This window comes from Mesorhizobium sp. B2-3-12 (assembly GCF_006442205.1).
Lineage (GTDB): Bacteria > Pseudomonadota > Alphaproteobacteria > Rhizobiales > Rhizobiaceae > Mesorhizobium.
In genome coordinates this window covers 112141-130358 of record NZ_VFVR01000003.1, presented here as the reverse complement: position 1 = coordinate 130358, position 18218 = coordinate 112141, and the positions used below count along the sequence as shown (strand labels likewise).

Below are 18218 nucleotides of genomic sequence, written 5' to 3'. Positions count from 1 at the left end.
CGGCGCGGTGCAAGAGCCAGGGAACAGGGGACCATCATCCAGCACCAAACGCAAACTCCGGCAGCGCTTCACGACATCCAAGCCACGCTATGGGATTTTTGCGCGGGGGTGTTATTTTCGACGTGGGCTGATTCAGCACGCCCGAATTTTGAGGCGCCGGCCGGTGCCGCCGATCCAGGGAAATCCGCATGGACACCACGGACCTCGTGCTCGCCATCATCCACCATCTGCTGGTGTTCTCGCTGGCGGCCATCATAGGCGCCGAATTCGTGCTGATCCGTGGCGACCTGCCCGCAGCGACGCTCAAGCGGCTCGCCGGCATCGACGGCCACTACGGCATCATCGCCGCGCTCATCATCATCGTCGGCATCGGCCGCGTCTTCTGGGGCCTAAAGGGCTGGGAGTTCTACGTCCACAACTGGGTGTTCTGGGCCAAGATGGCGGCGTTCGGCATTGTCGGCCTGCTGTCGATCATCCCGACCGTGCGTTTTATCTCCTGGAACAGGCAGGCCAGCACCAATCCCGCCTTCGCCGTGCCGGCGGCCGAACTGGCCTCGGTGAAGTCCTATATCCGCGCCGAAGGAGCCATCTTCCTCTTGATCCCCGTCTTCGCCGCGGCGATGGCGCGCGGCTACGGAATCTGATCTTCGGCGGCCGTTTCGAGCGGAGCGATCGGCACCAGCGGCGCCGGAATGCTGGTCGTCTTCACCGCTGCCTTGCAGATATCGGCGATGACGCAGGCCGGGCAATCCGGCTTGCGCGCCTTGCAGACATAGCGGCCATGCAGGATCAGCCAGTGATGCGCGTGGCGCATATATTCGTCCGGGATGATCCTCAACAATCCCTGCTCGACTTGTTCCGGCGTCTTGCCGGGCGCCAGGCCTAGCCGGTTGCCGATGCGCAAGATGTGCGTGTCGACCGCCATCGTATGCTGGCCGAAGGCCATGTTCAGCACGACATTGGCGGTCTTGCGCCCGACACCTGGCAGCTTGACCAGCTCATCGCGGTCGTCCGGCACCTCGCCGCCATGGTCGCGGATCAGCGCCTGCGATAGCGCGATGACGTTCTTGGCCTTGTTGCGCCAGAGGCCGATGGTCCTGATATGGTCGCCAACCTCGGCTTCACCCAGCGCCAGCATCTTTTGCGGCGTGTCGGCGGCCTTGAACAAAGCCCGCGTCGCCTTGTTGACGCCGGCATCGGTTGCTTGCGCCGAAAGCACCACCGCCACCAGCAGCGTGAAGGCGTTGACATGTTCGAGCTCGCCCTTCGGCTCCGGCCGTTGCACCGAAAAGCGCCGGAATATCTCGTGCACTTCCGCCGGGCTGTAGAGCGAACTTGACCGCGCGGGCCTGGGGCGCGGTTTGGCGTTCGAGCCGTCACGGCGTCCGGGCAACGGTTCACTTTTGGGCAGGGACGAATCTTTGGACTTGGGGCGCGCCATTTCCCTCCTATAATATTCTGTCATGAGCGACACAAACGCCTCGTTTCAGGCTGACGAGCCCTTCTTCCACGCCTTGCTGACCCCACACCGGTCGCTGGGCAGGACGGGCTTCCTGATCCTGATGGGCGCGCTGATGTTCGGCTGGCTGGTGACGGGCGCGTTTTTCCTGTCGCGCGGCGCCTGGCCGGTGTTCGGTTTCTTCGGCCTCGATGTGATCGCCGTCTACATCGCCTTCCGCGTCAACTATCGGGCCGCCCGCGCCCGCGAGGAAGTATCGGTCTCGCGAACCAGCCTCGATATCCGCAAGACCGCCCCCTCGGGAAAGTCGGAAGCGCACCGCTTCAATCCGTTCTGGGCACGGTTTTCGGTCGCCCGGCACGCAGAGATCGGAATCACCAGGATGACCGTGGAAGCACAGGGCCAGAACGTGCCGATCGGCGGCTTCCTCGATCCCGAGTCCCGCGAGAGCTTCGCCACCGCCTTCGCGCGCGCGCTGGCGACCGCCAAGGCGCGCTGATCCCTGCACGCGTGCGCACCGGCCCTTTTATCCCTCGATGGAATTTGCTCGTTCGTCAGCCATCGCCGCAAGAAGGCAAGTTTCGGGTGGCGATCGGCGCCCCAAGGGGCGATATTCCAGCCCAAGGAGACAGGTCCATGAGCACACACACGGCAGTCCTCAGGAAGGACATCACGCCCGAGGGCAGCGACTACGAAATCGTGCGCCGCGCCATCGAGAAGATCAGCCTCGACTATCGCGACCAGCCATCCCTGGAAGAACTGGCCGAAGAGGTCGGCGAGACGCCGACCGGCCTGCAAAAACTCTTCACCCGCTGGGCCGGCCTGTCGCCCAAGGCCTTTCTGCAGGCGGTGACGCTGGACCATGCGCGCAAGCTGCTCGATTCCGGCATGCCGCTGCTCGAAACCTCTTTTGAACTGGGCATGTCCGGTCCCGGCCGGCTGCACGACCTGTTCGTCACCCATGAGGCGATGTCGCCTGGCGACTACAAGACGCGCGGCGCTGGGCTCACCATTCGCTACGGCTATCACCCCTCCCCGTTCGGCACCGCCCTGATCATGGCCACTGACCGCGGGCTTGCCGGCCTCGCCTTCTGCGACGCCGGCGAGGAGCGCACCGCCTTCGCCGACATGTCGGGCCGCTGGCCCAACGCCCTCTATGCCGAGGACAGGGAAGCGACAGGCCCCTATGCCGCGCGCATCTTCGAGCCGACGCTGTGGCGCGCCGACCAGCCGCTGCACGTCGTCATGATCGGCACCGACTTCCAGGTCCGTGTCTGGGAAGCCTTGCTGCAAATCCCGATGGGCAAGGCCCGCACCTATTCCTCGATCGCCGCCAGCATCGGCGCGCCGAGCGCCAGCCGCGCGGTCGGCGCCGCCAACGGCGCCAATCCGCTCTCTTTCGTGGTGCCTTGCCACCGCGCCATCGGCAAATCAGGCGATCTCACCGGCTATCACTGGGGCCTTACCCGCAAGCGCGCCATCCTGGGCTGGGAAGCGGGGCAGATTTCGGCCTGAATGTCGATATTTGTATTTTCACTCAAGAAATATATCAATCTTCCCCGTTACGAAGTATTCGTGCGGCTTATATTCGGATTTTCTGGATACAACCGGGGACAACCATCGGTTTATTTGTCGCTTTTGTTCCAGAGCGTTATTTCAGTTTACGCTAAATTAACCACGATAAAGCGATGATGACCCATATTAATTCGGGCGATCCGACTTAATAGGAGGGTCTCGATGAAGTTGTTTCGCACCACCGTCGGTGCGGCCTTGCTGGCCGCGTGCCTGGACCACGCCGCGATGGCCACGACGCAGAACGTCATTTTCAACGGCACGGTCACCGCGACCTGCACCCTTGTTGTCGGCACCAACGGCACGATGACGGTAAGCGCGGACTTGCAGTCGCTGAGCTCTCACAACAGTGGCGGATCGGCTGGAACTGTCACGCTTACCACCACCGGGGGCGTCTCGCTGAGCGTCGATCCGGTGACCCTCACCACCGTGCCTGCCGCCGACAGCACGGCCACCACCTGGACACCGACCTATTCGGCCAGCGGCGCCCACACGATCGCGGAAACGGGATCCGCCACCGCCCTGGCTGCCCCCGGCGCCGACCTTGTCTCGGTCCATCTTGCCGGCGCCAAGGGCGGCAGCAACCGCTTCGCCTCCGGAAACTACCAGGCAACGGTAACACTGCGCTGCGAATAGGCGGTCGCGAAGGAGGGATCCTTGAAATATGCCCGAATCCTGGCGACGGCCCTGGCTGTCGGCCTGCCGACCATTGCCGCCAAGGCCCAGTCGATGTCGCCGATGCGCGGCGAGGTCAACAGTTTCACCGACGTCTTCGCGGTCCGCGTTTTTCCCGCCAATCCATACGACCAGAAGATCAAGGTCGAGATCCACGTCTACGATCAGGATTTTCAGCCGGTGGACGCCAAGATCTCTCCGAGTGTCTTCCAACTGGGGTCGCAGGCTTCCCGCCCAGTCCTTGTGGTCGTGCCCTTCGGCGGCGCCGCCGAGCGTAAAGTGCGTATCTGTACCGAGAGCATCCCCTTTCCCAATCAACAGACGCAGATAAGGGCACAAATATGCGGAAAGTTTTTTGGGCACCGCAAGTCCTGACGGCCGCGTTTGCGGCGATGACGGTGGGGATTTCGCCGGCTCTGGCCGAGGATGTCTACAATCTCAATCAGAACGAGAGCGGCTTCAACCTGCCTGGAGTGACGTTGCCCCAGGGGCAGGACGAGGTCCACGCATCGGACGGCACCACCTGCCGCTCCGCCGTATCGGGCACCGGCGCCTATTTCGACCTCGGTATCATCAGAGGCAACAACCAGTCCAACAATGACGTCGCCACATATGGCCGCGTGGTGATCCCGATCGGGCGGACGCCGAAGCGCGTCGATTGCAGCCGCCTCTACGAGCTCGAGGTCGAGCGCCTGCAACTGGAGCTGAAGCTCCTCAAGATGGGCCTCGGTGCCGACGGTCCGACGGCGAGCGTGACCACCAGCGCTCCCGCTGCCGCGCCCACGGCCGCGTCGCCCGGATGGGCCAACGAAGGCTGGAGCATCAGGACCGGAAATGGCGATGGCAAGAAAAAGAAGAAGAAATAACCACGCGCAGCTCGCGGTGGCGGTACTTGCCGGTTTCTGCTTTCCGGCGCATGCGGCGATCATCGGCACCTGCACCATCATGGTCGGCGCATCGGGCACGATGACGACGAATCCGGCCATCGGCATACTGGGCTCCAAGCAGGCGGGCGGATCGAGTGCCAGCGCCACCGTGGTGGCAAGCTCCCTGCTGTGCTCGATCCTCAACTTGCTTGACTGCTATTCGGTTTCAGCGCCGGCGCCTGCCGCATTCTCGTCCGCGCCGAGCGGCGGCGGCACCAACGTGACCTTCGTCTCGGTCTTCCGCCTCGATGGCTCGGGGGTCGACAACAACGGCAGCGTGCCGCAAAGGGTCACCAACGGCACCCACCCCATGCAGATCGATCTCACGGCCACCAAGTCGAGCGGTATCTTTCCCTCCGGCAGCTATCAGGGCACGGTCACCGTGCGTTGCGAGTGAGGCGGTAATCGTGCTGGACCATTCGAGTGGTCTGGCATCGAACCGCTTGGCAGGATAGCTTCCGTGCATTCAGCAGGAGGCATTTCTTGATTATCGTAGTCGGCTCGATCAACCTAGACCTCATCGCCAAAGTTGAGCGCTTGCCGAGCCCCGGTGAAACGGTGAGCGGCTCTGGTTTCTCGACGGCGCCTGGCGGCAAGGGGGCCAACCAGGCGCTGGCCGCCGCGCGTGCCGGCGCTCCGGTGCGCATGGTCGGCGCCGTCGGCAAGGACAATTTCGCATCCGAAGCCCTGGCGTTGCTGCGCGAGGCCAAGGTCGACCTGTCGGGCGTGGGAGAAACCTTCGCCTCGACAGGCACGGCCCTGATCATGGTCGGCGATGACGGCGAAAACATCATCGCCGTGGTGCCCGGCGCCAACGCTTCCGTAGTGCCCGGCGACCTCTCCAAGGCTTTTCTGAAGAAGGGCGACGTCGTGCTGCTGCAGCATGAAATTCCGCTCGCCACGGTCGATGCGGCCCTCGACCAGGCAAGGCCGGCCGGGGCGGTCACCGTGCTCAACACGGCCCCGTTCCACGCCGAAGCGTCCGGCTTCCTCGGCAAGGCTGATTACGTCGTCGCCAACGAAACCGAGTTCGACCTCTATGGCGAGGCCCTGGCGCTTAGCGGCCGCGACCGGGCGGCGCGCATGCGCGATTTTGCGGGGAAAACCGGACGCACCATCGTCGTCACGCTTGGCGGCGAAGGCGTGATGGCGGCGACGCCGAGCGATTTCCTGACTGTTCCCGCGTTGAAGATCACGCCGGTCGACACGGTCGGCGCCGGCGACACTTTCTGCGGCTATTTCGCCGCCGGCCTCTCGGCGGGCCTCGCGCTCGAACAGGCACTTGCGCGTGCCGGCGCCGCCGGCTCGCTCGCTTGCCTCAAGCCCGGCGCCCAGCCGGCGATCCCGCTGGCGAAAGACGTCGACCAGGCCTTGCAAGAGGCCGGTTGATGCGCCCCCGCACGAAGCATGCCGTGCCCGCGGCCAGCGATATCTGCCGCCTGTCGGCTGTAGAACTCGCCGGCGCGATCCGCCGAAAAAAGCTCTCCGTGCGCGAGGTGGTGACGGCGTTCCTCGATCGCATCGATGCGGTCAACCCGCTGGTCAACGCCATCGTCTCGCTGCGCGACCGCGACGACATGCTGCGCGAGGCCGACGCCGCCGATGCCGGGCGCACGGAAGGAGCCGGCGCCCTCTTCGGCCTTCCCATCGCCATCAAGGACCTTGCCTCCACAACGGGCCTCAGAACCTCGTTCGGCTCGCCCATCTTCGCCGATTTCATCCCGCAAGAAGACGATTTCTTCGTCCAACGCATCCGCGACGCCGGCGCCATCATCATCGGCAAGACCAATGTTCCCGAATTCGGGCTTGGCTCCAACACCTACAACACCGTTTTCGGGCCGACGCTGAACGCTTTCGATCCGGCGCTCACCGCTGGCGGCTCGAGCGGCGGGGCGGCGGTGGCGCTGGCGCTGGACATGCTGCCCGTCGCCGATGGCAGCGATTTCGGCGGCTCGCTGCGTAACCCGGCGGCCTGGAACAATGTCTACGGCTTTCGGCCCTCGCAGGGGCTGGTGCCCGGCGGTCCCGACGTCGAGGTCTTCCACGCGCAGATGGGCGTCGAAGGGCCGATGGGCCGCAATGTCCGTGACATGGCGCTGTTGCTCGACGTGCAGGCCGGGTACCATCCGCAAGCGCCTCTCTCCTATGAGAAGCCGGGATCCTTCCTTGACGGGCTCGCGACGGCGGCGACTGGCGGCCGCGTCGCCTGGCTTGGCGATCTCGGCGGCCATCTGCCGGTCGAGCCCGGCATCCTCGACCTGTGCGAGGCGGCGCTCGCACGGTTCGCGGATGCATCCTTCGTGACCGAGCCCTTGCTGCCGGACTTCGATTTCGAAGCGCTCTGGCAGGCCTTCGTGACCTTGCGCCAGGCCAGCAGCGGCTGCGCGCTGAAAGTGCACTATGACGATCCGGCCAGGCGTGGCCTGCTGAAGCCGGAAGCCATCTGGGAAGTGGAAAACGCCATGCGGATAACGGCGCCGCAAATCCGCGCGGCCTCGGTCGTGCGCACCTCCTGGCACCGGACGCTATTATCGATCTTCGAACGCTTCGACCTCATCGCGCTGCCGACCGCGCAGGTCTTCCCCTTCGATGTCGGCACCCATTGGCCGCGCGAGGTCGCCGGGCGGGGAATGGATAGCTATCATCGCTGGATGCAGGTTTCGGCCTTCGCCACCTTGGGCGGTTGTCCGGCGGTCAACGTCCCGGTCGGCTTCGACGACAGCGGCCGGCCGATGGGCATGCAGCTCATCGGCCGCCCCCGCGGCGACCTCGCCGTGTTGCAGGCCGCGGCCGCCTATGAGGCGACGCTGCCCTGGCCGGCAGGGGCTTGAACCCAGCGCGTCGCGCCAGCTTGCGTCGTCCTCGCCGTCATGCATTGATTGTCGCCTGACAGGCCGCGACGCGGCATTGCGAGGGAAAATCATGTCGCTGGAACTCTACGCCGCCTATGTTCTTGCCTGCATCGTCATCATCCTGGTGCCGGGGCCGACGGTCACCTTGATCATCGCCAACAGCATCCGCCACGGTTCCCGCGCCGGTCTCGCCAATGTCGCCGGCACGCAAGCCGGCCTTGCCGTCATGATCGCCATCGTCGGCATCGGCCTCAACACGCTGATCTCGGGCATGGGACATTGGTTCGAATGGGTGCGGCTGATCGGCGCCGCCTACCTGATCTGGATGGGCGTTCAGATGTTCCGCGCCAAGGGCACGCTGAACGCCGACGGCACCGCCAGGAAGCCGCGTGGCGGCTTCTTCCTGCAGGGCTTGGCCGTGGCGCTGAGCAATCCAAAAACGCTGATCTTCTTCGGCGCCTTTTTCCCGCAGTTCATCTCTCCCGCCGGCAACTATCCGCTGCAGATCGTCATCATGGGCCTCACCGCCATGATCTTCGCCGCCATGTCGGACTCGACCTATGCACTGGCCGCCGGCCGCGCCGGCCGCATGCTGTCGGCCAGCCGCATCAAGCTACTGTCCAGGATCAGCGGCAGCTTCATGATCGGCGGCGGCCTGTGGCTGGCGTTTTCAAAGTCGAAGTGACGGCAGCCGAGGCCGGCGCCGCGTTAAAGCTGCGTCGCCGGCTGATTGAAAGTCTACTTTCCAGCTACCACATGAATCGACATTGAGGATTCATGCATCCACCGTCGACTTATGAGGGTTTGAAGAGGAACGCGCCTAGCGTGGTCTTCTTCGCCGGTTTTTTTGCGATAATGTTCATATTGGCCCAGAGTCAGTGGGAGAATGACGCAGCGCCGATTCGATCAATTGACCCGATCGACGCTACGATCGAGGGCGTTTACTGGCACAGGACCAGCACGTCTCAATATGGATTGTTCCTAGAGAACAATGCTCTGGTTTTCGTTGACGACGATCGACCCCGCCTGATTGGCTCCCGTGTCAAAATTGAGCGCGTCACCCGCGACAATGGCTCCGTCTTCTACCGGTTTGCCGATTGAGGGGCGGTTCGTCGTGTGCCGACACGCCATGAACTACCAGGTCAGACTACTCAATCGCCGAGAATGGGGCTCTAAAGCCGCCCCAATCTCTCCACCAGCAGCGCGAAAAACCCATCATGGTCGATGTCGCGCATCACCATGGCGTTCTTTTCCCGCTTGGTGACGCCCCACCAGTCGACCACGGTCATGCCCATGGTCAGTTCCGAGGCGGTCTCCACGCTGACGTTGCAGTGGCGCCCCTTGAACAGCTCCGGCTTCAAGAGATAGGCGATGACGCAGGGGTCGTGCAGCGGCCCGCCGTCTGTGCCGTATTTGCCCTCGTCGTAGCGTTCGAAGAATTCCAGCATCTCGGCGGTCGCGGTGCCGACCTTGGTGCCCAGCGCGCGAAAAGCCTGTATGCGCTTGGTGGTGGTCAGCGCCTTGTGGGTGACGTCGAGCGGCATCATCACGATCGGGATACCGGATCTGAACACCAGGTCGGCGGCCTGTGGGTCGACATAGATATTGAATTCGGCGGCCGGCGTGACGTTGCCGCCTTCGAAGAAACCGCCGCCCATCAGCACGATTTCCTTGATGCGCGGGGCGATGCGCGGCTCGCGGATCAGCGCCAGCGCGATGTTTGTCAGCGGCCCGAGCGGGCACAGCGTAATCGTGCCGCTCTCTTCTCGCATCAGCGTCTCGACGATGAAGTCTACCGCATACTGGTCCTGAAGCTTCATCGTCGGCTCCGGCAATTCCGGCCCGTTGAGGCCGGTCTTGCCATGCACTTCCTCGGCGGTGACCAGTTCGCGCGCCAACGGACGGATGGCGCCGGCATAGACCTTGACGGCCGGCCGGCCGGCCAGTTCGCAGATCTTGCGGGCGTTCTTTTCGGTCAGTTTCAGCGGCACGTTGCCGGCAACGGCGGTAATGCCGACGATGTCCAGTTCGCTACTGCCGAGCGCCAGCAGAATGGCGACGGCGTCATCCTGGCCGGGATCCGTGTCGATGATGATCTTTCGGGATTGGGGCATTTCAATTCCTTGTTTGGCTGGCCGCGAGATCACCGGGCCGGTCGCACGCCTGGAGGGCGACCTTGGCGCTTCTCCTTGCATCCGAGCGCCGTTTCAAGCGCCATGTCGATTATTCCTGTGAGTCCACGACCTGATCCTTTTTTGGTTATTCCTGTGAGTCCAAGGCCGGGACTTTTGGGCGGGTCTTCCGATGGCTTGAACTTGGTCGCGGGGCGGACCATATCAAGACCATCGGGAAAAATGCCATTTGGGTTTTTCCAGTTTATGTCGCTCTTGAGAGGACAGTGTAACATGAGCCGAATGACGCCTTTCTCCAGCCCGCTTCTCCTGGGTTTCGACGCCATGGAAAAGACGCTGGAGCGCCTGGCGAAGTCCGGCGACAGCTACCCTCCCTACAACATCGAGCGCCTCAGCGGTGCCGACGGCAAGGCCGAAAGGCTGCGTATAACACTCGCCGTCGCCGGTTTCGCCGAAAGCGATCTCGATGTGACTACGGAGGAAAACCAGCTGGTCGTGCGCGGCCGCCAGACCGACGACACCGAGCGCGAATTCCTTCATCGCGGCATTGCCGCACGCCAGTTCCAGCGCTGTTTCGTGCTGGCCGACGGCATGCGCGTGATCGCGGCGGAACTGAAGAACGGTCTTTTGTCGATCGACCTCGATCGGCCGGAGTCCGAACGGCTGGTACGGAAAATAAATATATCGGTGAAAGACTGATCTTCACCGATGGCTCTCATGCGGGATGGCCTTGAGCGGCGTCCTCGCGCCAAGGAGGCTTGAAATGACCAGAACTGACGAAACCATCACCATGACCAGCGGCGAGTTCGCCCATCTCGGCGAAGGCTCTGTCGCCTATCTGCGCAAGGTCTCGAGCGACGAACTGCTCGGCCGCTTCCCCAACATCGGCGAAATTGCGCCCGGCATGGAACTGTGGGCCCTGTTTGCCGCCAACGGCCAGCCGATCCTGCTGTCCGATGCGCGCGACCGTGCTCTCGCCGGCGCCATGGAAAACGACCTGACCACCGTCGCCATTCATTAAGGCGGGGTGGAAACGAAAGGGCCGCTCACGGCGGCCCTTGGGCTGATATCTTAAATCAGATGCTTTAGGCCGCGTGCGAGGCCTGCGTGTCCGACAACAGCGCGTGGATCGCCGTGGCATCACGCGTTCCCCTGATCTTAGCCACCGTGTCGGCGTCGCGCAGCACGCGCGCGATGCGCGACAGCGCCTTGAGGTGATCGGCACCCGCGCCTTCCGGCGCCAGCAGCAGGAACACCAGATCGACCGGCTGGTCATCCAGCGATTCGAAATCGACCGGCGTTTCCAGCCGCGCGAAAACGCCGGCGATGCGCTTCACGCCGGCAAGCTTGCCATGCGGGATGGCGATGCCATTGCCGACGCCGGTCGAGCCCAGGCGCTCGCGCTGCAGGATGGTGTCGAACACTTCCCGCTCCGGAATGCCTGAAATCGCCGCGGCCCTTTCGGAGAGCAATTGCAGAAGCTGCTTCTTCGAGTTCGCCTTCAACGCCGGCAAAATCGCCGGGACGCTGATAAGATCGCTCAGATCCATGCTTGAAAATCCTTGTTCGCCTGCCGCGCCAGTCCCCACCCCTCGTGCGGCTGGCTTTTATCCCTGTGCGACTTTGGTCGTGGACGGGTCGATCCAGCCGATATTTCCGTCGGGCCGGCGATAGACGATGTTGAGATGGTCGGTTCCGGCATTGCGGAAAACGAACACCGGGCTGTCCTTGGTGTCGAGCTCGATGACGGCCGAGGCCACCGACATGGTCTTCAGCGTCATGGTCGATTCGGCGACGATGGCGGGCGCGAAATCCTCCGGGATTTCCTCGTCGTCATCGGCAAGCGGCGCCATCACCGTATAGGCGATGTCGGTCAACTCGCCATTGCCATTGCCGGAATTGTGCGATTTCAGACGGCGCTTGTAGCGCCGAAGCCGGGTCTCCAGCCGATCGGCCGCGGCCTCGAAGGCGAGCGTCGGATCCTGGGCATCGCCGGTGGCCTGCAGCGAGGCGCCGGAATCCAGCCGGATCATGCAGTCCGCCTGATAGCGCGAGCCCGATTTGATGACGGTGACATGCCCCGCGAAGCCCCGATCGAAATATTTGCCGATCGCTTCACCGACACGATCGTTGATGCGTGTGCGGAACGCATCGCCGATATCCATGTGCTTTCCCGATATGCGCAGATTCATCTGAAAACTGACCTTCCTTGCTCAGGCTTCAAACTGGCCCGAGTTTATACTCGTGATCCGTGCGCACAAGCTTTGCGGCGTCACTCGCGCCGATTTAAATCCGAACTTTCCGGTTGATCACAAGCCGCCTTCTTGACCGTCCCGAGGCCATTGTCGTGACGGACCATCCGCTAGCGGGCAACAGCCCGTCTCATGCGGGCGGGCTTCTAGCCACTTCACCGCAGCTTGTCAATGAAACTCGAAAGCTGTGGAAATCGCAAGCGTATCGAGCTGTCCATCGTTTCACGGAAACGCAGAACCGCTCCATCTCTTTGTCTTGGCGCAATTGAATTGCTAGCGGCCGGCGCTGGCGAGTGCCCGTTTCTCGCGCCGGCGCTGTACCGACGAGGGAATATTCATGCCTTCCCGGTATTTGGCGACCGTGCGCCGGGCGATATCGACGCCGCTTTCCTTCAGCATGTCGACGATGGCGTCGTCCGACAGCACGTCGACCGGCTTCTCCTCGTCGATCATCTGCTTGATACGGTCGCGCACCGCTTCGGAGGAATGCGCATCGCCGCCCCCCGAGGCCGCGATCGAGGCGGTGAAGAAATAGCGCAGTTCGAACACGCCGCGCGGGGTGAGCATGTATTTGTTCGCGGTGACCCGGCTGACGGTCGATTCGTGCATGCCGATGGCGTCGGCCACGGTGCGCAGGTTGAGCGGCTTCAGCTGGCGTACGCCATGGACAAGGAAGGCGTCCTGCTGGCGCACGATTTCCGAGGCCACTTTGAGGATCGTCTTTGCCCGCTGGTCGAGGCTGCGCGTCAGCCAGTTGGCGTTCTGCAGGCACTCGGCCAGGAAGTCCTTTTCAGCCTGGTTCTTCGCCTGCGGCGACACCTGGGCGAAATAGATATGGTCGACCAGCACGCGCGGCAGCGTTTCGGCATTGAGTTCGACGGTCCAGCTGCCGTCATTGGCCGCGCGAACCTCGACATCGGCGACAATGGCGTCGCTGGCACCGCCCGAGAACGCCATGCCAGGCCGCGGGTCAAGCGCCCGGATTTCGGCCAGCATGTCGAGCAGATCCTCCTCGTCGACACCGCAGAGCCGCTTCAGCGCCTGGAAATCGCGCCGCGCCAGCAGCTCCAGATTGGCGACCAGCGCCTTCATCGCCGGATCGAGACGGTCGCGCACGGCAAGCTGCAGCGAAAGACATTCGGCAAGGTCGCGGGCGAACAGGCCGGACGGCTCGAACGTCTGGCACACCGCCAGCACCTTGCCCACGGCGGCGGCGTCGGTGCCCAGGCGCGCGGCTATCTCCGCAGTATCCGCGCGCATGTAGCCGGTTTCGTCGAGGCCATCGGCGAGTTCCCCGGCGATCAGTCGCGCGGCAGGATTGGTGAAGGCGAGCGCGACCTGCTCGCCGACATGGTCGCGCAGCGTAATGGCGCTCGCCGCCATGTCGCCGGCGTCGAGCCCCTCGGACGAGGAGCCGCCGCCATTGCCCGAAGCCGATTTCCATTGCGCCGTCAGGTCGGGCCCGAGCCGCTCGCTGGTGCCTGGATCGTCGGGAAACAGATTTTCCAGCGATGTGTCGAGCTTTTCCGAGATTGCCTCGGCACTCCATCCAGCCTCGCTCTCGAACCAGTCGCCGCCATCGGCGGCCGCTTGTGGCTGCGCCTCGGGCTTCTGCGCCTGATCGCTCGCGGCATCGTCCTGCGGCTCGGCACGCTCCAGGAGGGGATTGCGCTCGATCTCCTCGTCGATGAAGTGCTCGAGTTCCGTATGGGTGAATTGCAGCAGTCGAATCGACTGCATCAGCTGCGGCGTCATCACCAGCGACTGCGACTGTCGGAGCTGTAGTTTCGCCGCCAACGCCATGGCTAGGTTTCAAACGCCTCCTGAACGCGTCCGGACTTCCGGAATGAATTTCACGGCGGGCATAGAAACTGGCCCGGCTTTTGCTTGTCAAGGCAAAGCCTAGCAAAACCCGCTTACCGGAGCGTTATCGCGGAGCAAAATCGTGGGAAAACAGGCCGCACCGCCCAAAAAATCGTGTCAGGAAACAAATTTCACGCTCAGGCCGATTCCGGCGGCGGGAAAACTCCGACCGGAATTCCCTAAAAAGAGACGGAGCCGTTCGCCGTTTCAGGCAGTGAACCGCTCAGAGCGTGAAGCCCTCGCCGAGATAAAGCCGCCGCACGTCGGGATTTGCCACCACTTCGTCGGCGCGGCCATGGGTCAGCACCTGGCCGGCATGGATGATATAGGCCCGGTCGATCAGGCCGAGCGTCTCACGCACATTGTGGTCGGTGATGAGGACACCAATGCCACGCGCCGTCAGGTGACGCACCAATTGCTGGATATCGGCGACGGCAATCGGATCGATACCGGCGAAGGGTTCGTCGAGCAGCATGTAGGCCGGACGCGTCGCCAGCGCGCGCGCGATTTCCAGGCGCCGCCTTTCGCCACCGGAGAGCGACATGGATGGCGCCTTGCGCAAATGGCTGATGTGGAACTCCTCGAGCAGTTCGTCGAGGTTGCGCTCGCGGACCTTGCGGTCCTTTTCGACCACTTCGAGCACGGCGCGGATGTTCTGCTCGACGTTGAGTCCGCGAAAGATCGAGGCCTCCTGGGGCAGATAGCCGATGCCGAGGCGCGCGCGGCGGTACATCGGCATCGAGGTGACGTCGAAGCCGTCTATCTCGATCGTGCCTTCATCCACCGGCACCAGGCCGGTGACCATGTAGAAGCAGGTCGTCTTGCCTGCGCCGTTGGGGCCGAGCAGACCGACGGCCTCGCCGGCGCGCACGCCGATGGTGACGCCACTGACGACCTTGCGGCCCTTGTAGCTCTTGGTCAGGCCCTTGGCGATCAGGGTTCCCTTGAATTTTCCTGCATCGACGGTGACCGTGGCCGGCGCAGAAACCTTGCCGGCGGCACGTCCCGGAAGACGCGCCGTCAGCGATGACAGGCTGGCCATCAGGGGTTCGTCGCTCCCGATTTCGATGCATCCGATTTCGGCGGGGGTGTGATCGACATCTGGACACGCTGTCCGGCGCATGGATCGACCTGGGCCAGCCCGCTTTTCATCTGCACGGTGAGCTTGCAGCCGACCAGGACATTGTCGTTCTGCGACAGGACGACCTTTTTGCCCGACAGCACCAGCACCTGGCTCTTCATGTCGAAACTGCCCTGATCGCCGGTGGCGACCTGCTGGTCCGACTTGATGTAGACCTTGTCGGATATCTCCAGGTGGTCGATGTTGGCCGAACCGGTCATGGCGGCCGCCCCGGCGGCTTCAGCGCCCTTGGCGCCCGCGTTGGGATCCTTGACGTAGTAGACCAGCATCTTGCCGGCTTTCATCAGCGTCGGCCCCTGGACGACGGTGACGTTGCCCGTGAAGATGGCGACGCTGTCGGCCTGGCGGACTTCCAGCTTGTCGCTTTCGATCTGGATCGGCTTGTCGCCGGCCAGTTTGAGACCCGACACCTGGCTGGCCGCCCCGGACTGCGCCAGCGACGGCGCCAGGCTGAGCAGGAACAGCGCCGAAGTTGCGGCCGCAAGCCGTGTCGAACTATTGAGCCACATTCGCTTCTTCGCCCTTTGCCTCAGCCGCCTTCAGAACGGCGGGATCAATGTTGACACGCACTTTGTTCTCGAACACCAGGATCTTGCCATTGTCCTGGACCGACATCGAAGCCGCCGTGATCTGTGACCCGCCACGGCTGACATCGACCGGATCATCCGTCTTCATAGTGCCTTTGCCCATGTCGAGGAAGACCGATTTGAACTTGGCTTGCAGCCCGTCGGTCGTGGTGATGGTGACGTCGCTGTTCAGTTTCATCGTATTGCCGTCGCGGTCGTAGGTGCCGCGCGAGGCTTTCACGGCGGCGACATTGTCGGGAGCGATCGGCACCTTGGCGTCGATGCCCTCGAGTTCGATGATGCCTTGCGTGCTCACATCCTGTATGGCCCGCAGCGCCGTCATCGAATAGGGCTGCTTCAGCTTGGTGAAACCGTTGAGCTTGGGATTGGCCATCACCAGCTTGCCATTGGAAAAGGCCGTACCTTCCGCCTGCACCGCGACGGAGGCGGGCGCGGCGAGATAGGAATAGACGGGAAAGGCGACGGCGATCAGCGCCGCGGCCAAGGGCACCGCGAATTTGAGCACGCGCACGCGGCGCGAATGACGCTGCGCGCGGTCGAAGGCCTCGCCACGCGTCCAGCCATCCGCCGGGGGATCCAACTCCGTCTCCGGGCTGGTCGGTTCGTTCGGTCGCGCTAACATGACTGCTTTCTTCTAAAACCCTGCCCCCGGGAGCACCGCCTATAGGTGGGACGCCAGCGCCCTCAAGCAAGCACAAGCCGACGAAAACCGCAAAAATGTGACAGCTGCCGTTGCACAAACGAAACCCGGGTCAGCGCAACAGCCAGTGCTTCATAGCAGAAATCGACGCCCTTGCGTCATTTTTCCTCACCGAAGTTCTTCCCACTTACCTTGCGTCCCTCGTACAGGCCAGTAACAAAACAGACAGCATGGGAACACTCGCGCGCGGATTGCCGCGCCATGCGCGGGACGGAACTGCTTCCCGATGAGGACATCATGGTCTAAAAGCGTCTCTTCCCGCTGACTGTGAGGCTGACGATGGCATTGAGAGCCGACGACCTGATCGACCGACGCCGCTTGCGGCGCAAGCTGACTTTCTGGCGCGTCGCGGCCTTTGCCGTCGTGGCGCTCGGCGTGATTGCACTGTCGGCCTGGTTCTATCGCGACGATCTCGGCGGCTCCGCCGTCGACCACATCGCCAAGGTCAGGATCGAAGGCACCATCACCGAGGACGACGAACTGATCAAGCGGCTGGAGATGATCCGTCAGTCGTCGAAGGTGAAAGGCGTGATCCTTGTGATCGATTCTCCCGGCGGCACCACCGTCGGCGGCGAATCGATCTACGAGGAGGTGCGCAAGGTGGCCGCCGACAAGCCGGTCGTGGCCGAGGTCGGCACGCTCGCCGCGTCGGCGGGCTACATGATCGCAAGTGCCGCCGACCATATTGTCGCCCGCAAGACCTCGATCGTCGGCTCGATCGGGGTGCTGATCCAGTATCCTGACGTCAGCGGCCTGATGGACAAGCTCGGCGTCAAGCTGGAGGAGGTTAAATCCTCGCCGCTGAAAGCCTCACCCTCGCCCTTCAAGCCGACCAATGACGATGAGCGCGCCATGGTCCGCAAGCTCATCCTCGACAGCTACGACTGGTTCGTCGGCATCGTCGCGGAGCGCCGCAAGATGACCCGCGAACAGGCGCTGGCGCTCGCAGACGGTTCGATCTTCACCGGCCGCCAGGGTGTTACCAACGGGCTGATCGACGCTGTCGGCGGCGAGTCCGTGGCGATCGACTGGCTGGCGACCAAGGGTGTCGATGCCAAACTCAAGGTTGTCGAGTGGAAGGACACGGAACGGCGCGGCGGCTTCCTGTTCTCGAAGGCGATGGCACGCACGGTCGCGGGCGCGCTCGGCCTGCCGGACTCCGGCGGCGACGTCATCCATGAACTTGGCGCCGACCGCTTGTTTCTTGACGGTCTCGTTTCCGTCTGGCACCCTTGAGACGCGTTGGGACAGCTGAAAAAGCAAATAAAATCATCCTGATAAATTGACCGAACTGCTTTCACGGGGACCCGTCTGATGATCAAGTCCGAGCTTGTGCAGATTATTGCCACGCGCAATCCGCATCTTTTCCTGCGCGACGTCGAAAACATCGTCGGCGCGATCTTCGATGAAATCACCGACGCGCTTGCCGAGGGCAACCGGGTCGAGTTACGCGGTTTCGGCGCTTTTTCGGTGAAGAACCGACCCGCCCGCACCGGCCGCAACCCGCGCACCGGCGAATCCGTCGAGGTCGAGGAGAAATGGGTGCCGTTCTTCAAGACCGGCAAGGAACTGCGTGAAAGGCTGAACGGCGGCAAGTAGGCGCGTCGGCGCCGGACGGCCTTATCGCGGCCCGCTTGCGACGGAAAATATCATGCTCAATCGTTTCATGCTCATCGTGGTCTTCGTGCCCCTGGCGATCATTCTGATCGCGCTGGCTGTTGCCAACCGCGAACTCGTCGCCTTCACGCTGGATCCTTTCAATCCCGGCAATCCGAAGCTGACGCTGACCTTGCCGCTGTTCATCTTCCTGTTCGTGGCGCTCGCCATCGGCATGATCGTCGGCAGCCTGGCAACCTGGGTCAAGCAGGGCCGCTACCGCAAGCTGGCGCGCCAGCGTGGCGTCGAGGCGGAAAACCTGCGCCAAGCGGTCAGCCGCGCGCCGACGGCGCCGCACGCCCCGGTCCAAGGGTCGGCCCAAGGACCGGCCCAGGGACCGGCCCAGGGACCGGCATTGCCGAAGCCGACCGGTTGAGCCGCGGGCCGGCGCATTCTTTTCACG

Annotated in this window: 24 protein-coding genes; 16 read left to right on the top strand and 8 right to left on the bottom strand. The window is 63.3% G+C overall.

Features of this window, described 5'->3' with window-relative positions:
• Window positions 1–188 precede the first annotated feature (188 nt).
• Window positions 189–644 (top strand): DUF2214 family protein, encoded by a 456-nt coding sequence (locus tag FJ948_RS10950; protein ID WP_140704203.1) that lies wholly within the window; start codon window positions 189–191, stop codon window positions 642–644.
• On the opposite strand, the gene nth is transcribed toward FJ948_RS10950, so the two are convergent.
• The gene (nth, locus tag FJ948_RS10945) at window positions 632–1441 is read right to left on the bottom strand and encodes an endonuclease III (protein ID WP_140704201.1); all 810 of its coding nucleotides are present in this window, start codon (window positions 1439–1441) and stop codon (window positions 632–634) included. The two genes, FJ948_RS10950 and nth, sit on opposite strands and share 13 nt — an antisense overlap.
• 22 nt (window positions 1442–1463) lie before the next feature.
• Between nth and FJ948_RS10940 the strand changes: the two genes are divergently transcribed.
• From FJ948_RS10940 to FJ948_RS10895, 10 genes are all read left to right on the top strand, one after another.
• Entirely contained in the window at window positions 1464–1958 is a 495-nt protein-coding gene (locus FJ948_RS10940; protein WP_140704199.1) for a DUF2244 domain-containing protein, read from the top strand.
• A gap of 137 nt (window positions 1959–2095) precedes the next feature.
• Window positions 2096–2974, top strand: a complete 879-nt coding sequence (locus FJ948_RS10935; RefSeq protein WP_140704197.1) for a bifunctional helix-turn-helix domain-containing protein/methylated-DNA--[protein]-cysteine S-methyltransferase — start codon at window positions 2096–2098, stop codon at window positions 2972–2974.
• 222 nt (window positions 2975–3196) lie between these two features.
• The gene (locus FJ948_RS10930; RefSeq protein ID WP_140704195.1) at window positions 3197–3667 is read left to right on the top strand and encodes a hypothetical protein; all 471 of its coding nucleotides are present in this window, start codon (window positions 3197–3199) and stop codon (window positions 3665–3667) included.
• 21 nt (window positions 3668–3688) lie between these two features.
• Window positions 3689–4081: a hypothetical protein gene (locus FJ948_RS10925; RefSeq protein ID WP_140704194.1), complete on the top strand. Its 393-nt coding sequence runs from the start codon at window positions 3689–3691 to the stop codon at window positions 4079–4081.
• A complete protein-coding gene (locus FJ948_RS10920) occupies window positions 4048–4572 on the top strand; it encodes a hypothetical protein (protein WP_140704192.1) in 525 nt (174 codons plus the stop codon). The genes FJ948_RS10925 and FJ948_RS10920 overlap by 34 nt, the downstream gene beginning before the upstream one ends.
• A complete protein-coding gene (locus FJ948_RS10915; protein WP_181173634.1) occupies window positions 4547–5029 on the top strand; it encodes a hypothetical protein in 483 nt (160 codons plus the stop codon). The genes FJ948_RS10920 and FJ948_RS10915 overlap by 26 nt, the downstream gene beginning before the upstream one ends.
• A gap of 86 nt (window positions 5030–5115) precedes the next feature.
• Window positions 5116–6021 carry a ribokinase gene (locus FJ948_RS10910; protein ID WP_140704189.1) on the top strand — a complete coding sequence of 302 codons (906 nt, stop codon included), beginning with the start codon at window positions 5116–5118 and terminating at the stop codon, window positions 6019–6021.
• Window positions 6018–7463: an amidase gene (locus tag FJ948_RS10905; protein WP_140704187.1), complete on the top strand. Its 1446-nt coding sequence runs from the start codon at window positions 6018–6020 to the stop codon at window positions 7461–7463. Before FJ948_RS10910 ends, FJ948_RS10905 begins: the two co-directional genes overlap by 4 nt.
• A 91-nt stretch (window positions 7464–7554) precedes the next feature.
• On the top strand, window positions 7555–8169 hold the full coding sequence (locus FJ948_RS10900) for a LysE family translocator (protein ID WP_140704185.1): 615 nt from the start codon (window positions 7555–7557) through the stop codon (window positions 8167–8169).
• A 140-nt stretch (window positions 8170–8309) separates the two neighbouring features.
• Window positions 8310–8585 carry a hypothetical protein gene (locus FJ948_RS10895; protein WP_246677499.1) on the top strand — a complete coding sequence of 92 codons (276 nt, stop codon included), beginning with the start codon at window positions 8310–8312 and terminating at the stop codon, window positions 8583–8585.
• A 71-nt stretch (window positions 8586–8656) separates the two neighbouring features.
• Here FJ948_RS10895 and FJ948_RS10890 read toward each other — a convergent pair whose 3' ends face one another.
• On the bottom strand, window positions 8657–9598 hold the full coding sequence (locus FJ948_RS10890; protein WP_140704181.1) for a nucleoside hydrolase: 942 nt from the start codon (window positions 9596–9598) through the stop codon (window positions 8657–8659).
• Between the two features lie 291 nt (window positions 9599–9889).
• On the opposite strand from FJ948_RS10890, the gene FJ948_RS10885 reads away from it, so the two are divergent.
• Both FJ948_RS10885 and FJ948_RS10880 read left to right on the top strand, forming a co-directional pair.
• Entirely contained in the window at window positions 9890–10315 is a 426-nt protein-coding gene (locus FJ948_RS10885) for an Hsp20 family protein (protein ID WP_013893014.1), read from the top strand.
• A gap of 64 nt (window positions 10316–10379) precedes the next feature.
• Window positions 10380–10637, top strand: coding sequence for a DUF1150 family protein (locus FJ948_RS10880; RefSeq protein ID WP_137932812.1), 258 nt, complete (start codon window positions 10380–10382; stop codon window positions 10635–10637).
• A 64-nt stretch (window positions 10638–10701) separates the two neighbouring features.
• Here the strand turns inward: FJ948_RS10880 and ptsN are convergent, their stop codons facing one another.
• The 6 genes from ptsN to lptC all read right to left on the bottom strand — a co-directional run bounded on the left by ptsN (window position 10702) and on the right by lptC (window position 16081).
• The gene (gene ptsN, locus FJ948_RS10875; protein WP_010911486.1) at window positions 10702–11166 is read right to left on the bottom strand and encodes a PTS IIA-like nitrogen regulatory protein PtsN; all 465 of its coding nucleotides are present in this window, start codon (window positions 11164–11166) and stop codon (window positions 10702–10704) included.
• A gap of 57 nt (window positions 11167–11223) precedes the next feature.
• On the bottom strand, window positions 11224–11808 hold the full coding sequence (gene raiA / locus FJ948_RS10870) for a ribosome-associated translation inhibitor RaiA (protein WP_137932810.1): 585 nt from the start codon (window positions 11806–11808) through the stop codon (window positions 11224–11226).
• Between the two features lie 333 nt (window positions 11809–12141).
• A complete protein-coding gene (rpoN, locus tag FJ948_RS10865; protein WP_140704179.1) occupies window positions 12142–13671 on the bottom strand; it encodes an RNA polymerase factor sigma-54 in 1530 nt (509 codons plus the stop codon).
• 283 nt (window positions 13672–13954) lie between these two features.
• Window positions 13955–14773 (bottom strand): LPS export ABC transporter ATP-binding protein, encoded by an 819-nt coding sequence (gene lptB, locus FJ948_RS10860; protein WP_140704177.1) that lies wholly within the window; start codon window positions 14771–14773, stop codon window positions 13955–13957.
• Window positions 14773–15381, bottom strand: a complete 609-nt coding sequence (locus tag FJ948_RS10855) for an LptA/OstA family protein (protein WP_140704175.1) — start codon at window positions 15379–15381, stop codon at window positions 14773–14775. Before FJ948_RS10855 ends, lptB begins: the two co-directional genes overlap by 1 nt.
• A complete protein-coding gene (gene lptC / locus FJ948_RS10850) occupies window positions 15368–16081 on the bottom strand; it encodes an LPS export ABC transporter periplasmic protein LptC (protein ID WP_140704173.1) in 714 nt (237 codons plus the stop codon). The genes FJ948_RS10855 and lptC overlap by 14 nt, the downstream gene beginning before the upstream one ends.
• Before the next feature lie 357 nt (window positions 16082–16438).
• Between lptC and sppA the strand changes: the two genes are divergently transcribed.
• From sppA to FJ948_RS10835, 3 genes are all read left to right on the top strand, one after another.
• Window positions 16439–17395, top strand: a complete 957-nt coding sequence (gene sppA / locus FJ948_RS10845) for a signal peptide peptidase SppA (protein WP_140704172.1) — start codon at window positions 16439–16441, stop codon at window positions 17393–17395.
• A 78-nt stretch (window positions 17396–17473) separates the two neighbouring features.
• Entirely contained in the window at window positions 17474–17758 is a 285-nt protein-coding gene (locus tag FJ948_RS10840) for an integration host factor subunit beta (RefSeq protein ID WP_006200394.1), read from the top strand.
• 52 nt (window positions 17759–17810) lie between these two features.
• Window positions 17811–18191, top strand: coding sequence for a LapA family protein (locus FJ948_RS10835; RefSeq protein ID WP_140704170.1), 381 nt, complete (start codon window positions 17811–17813; stop codon window positions 18189–18191).
• Window positions 18192–18218 lie beyond the last annotated feature (27 nt).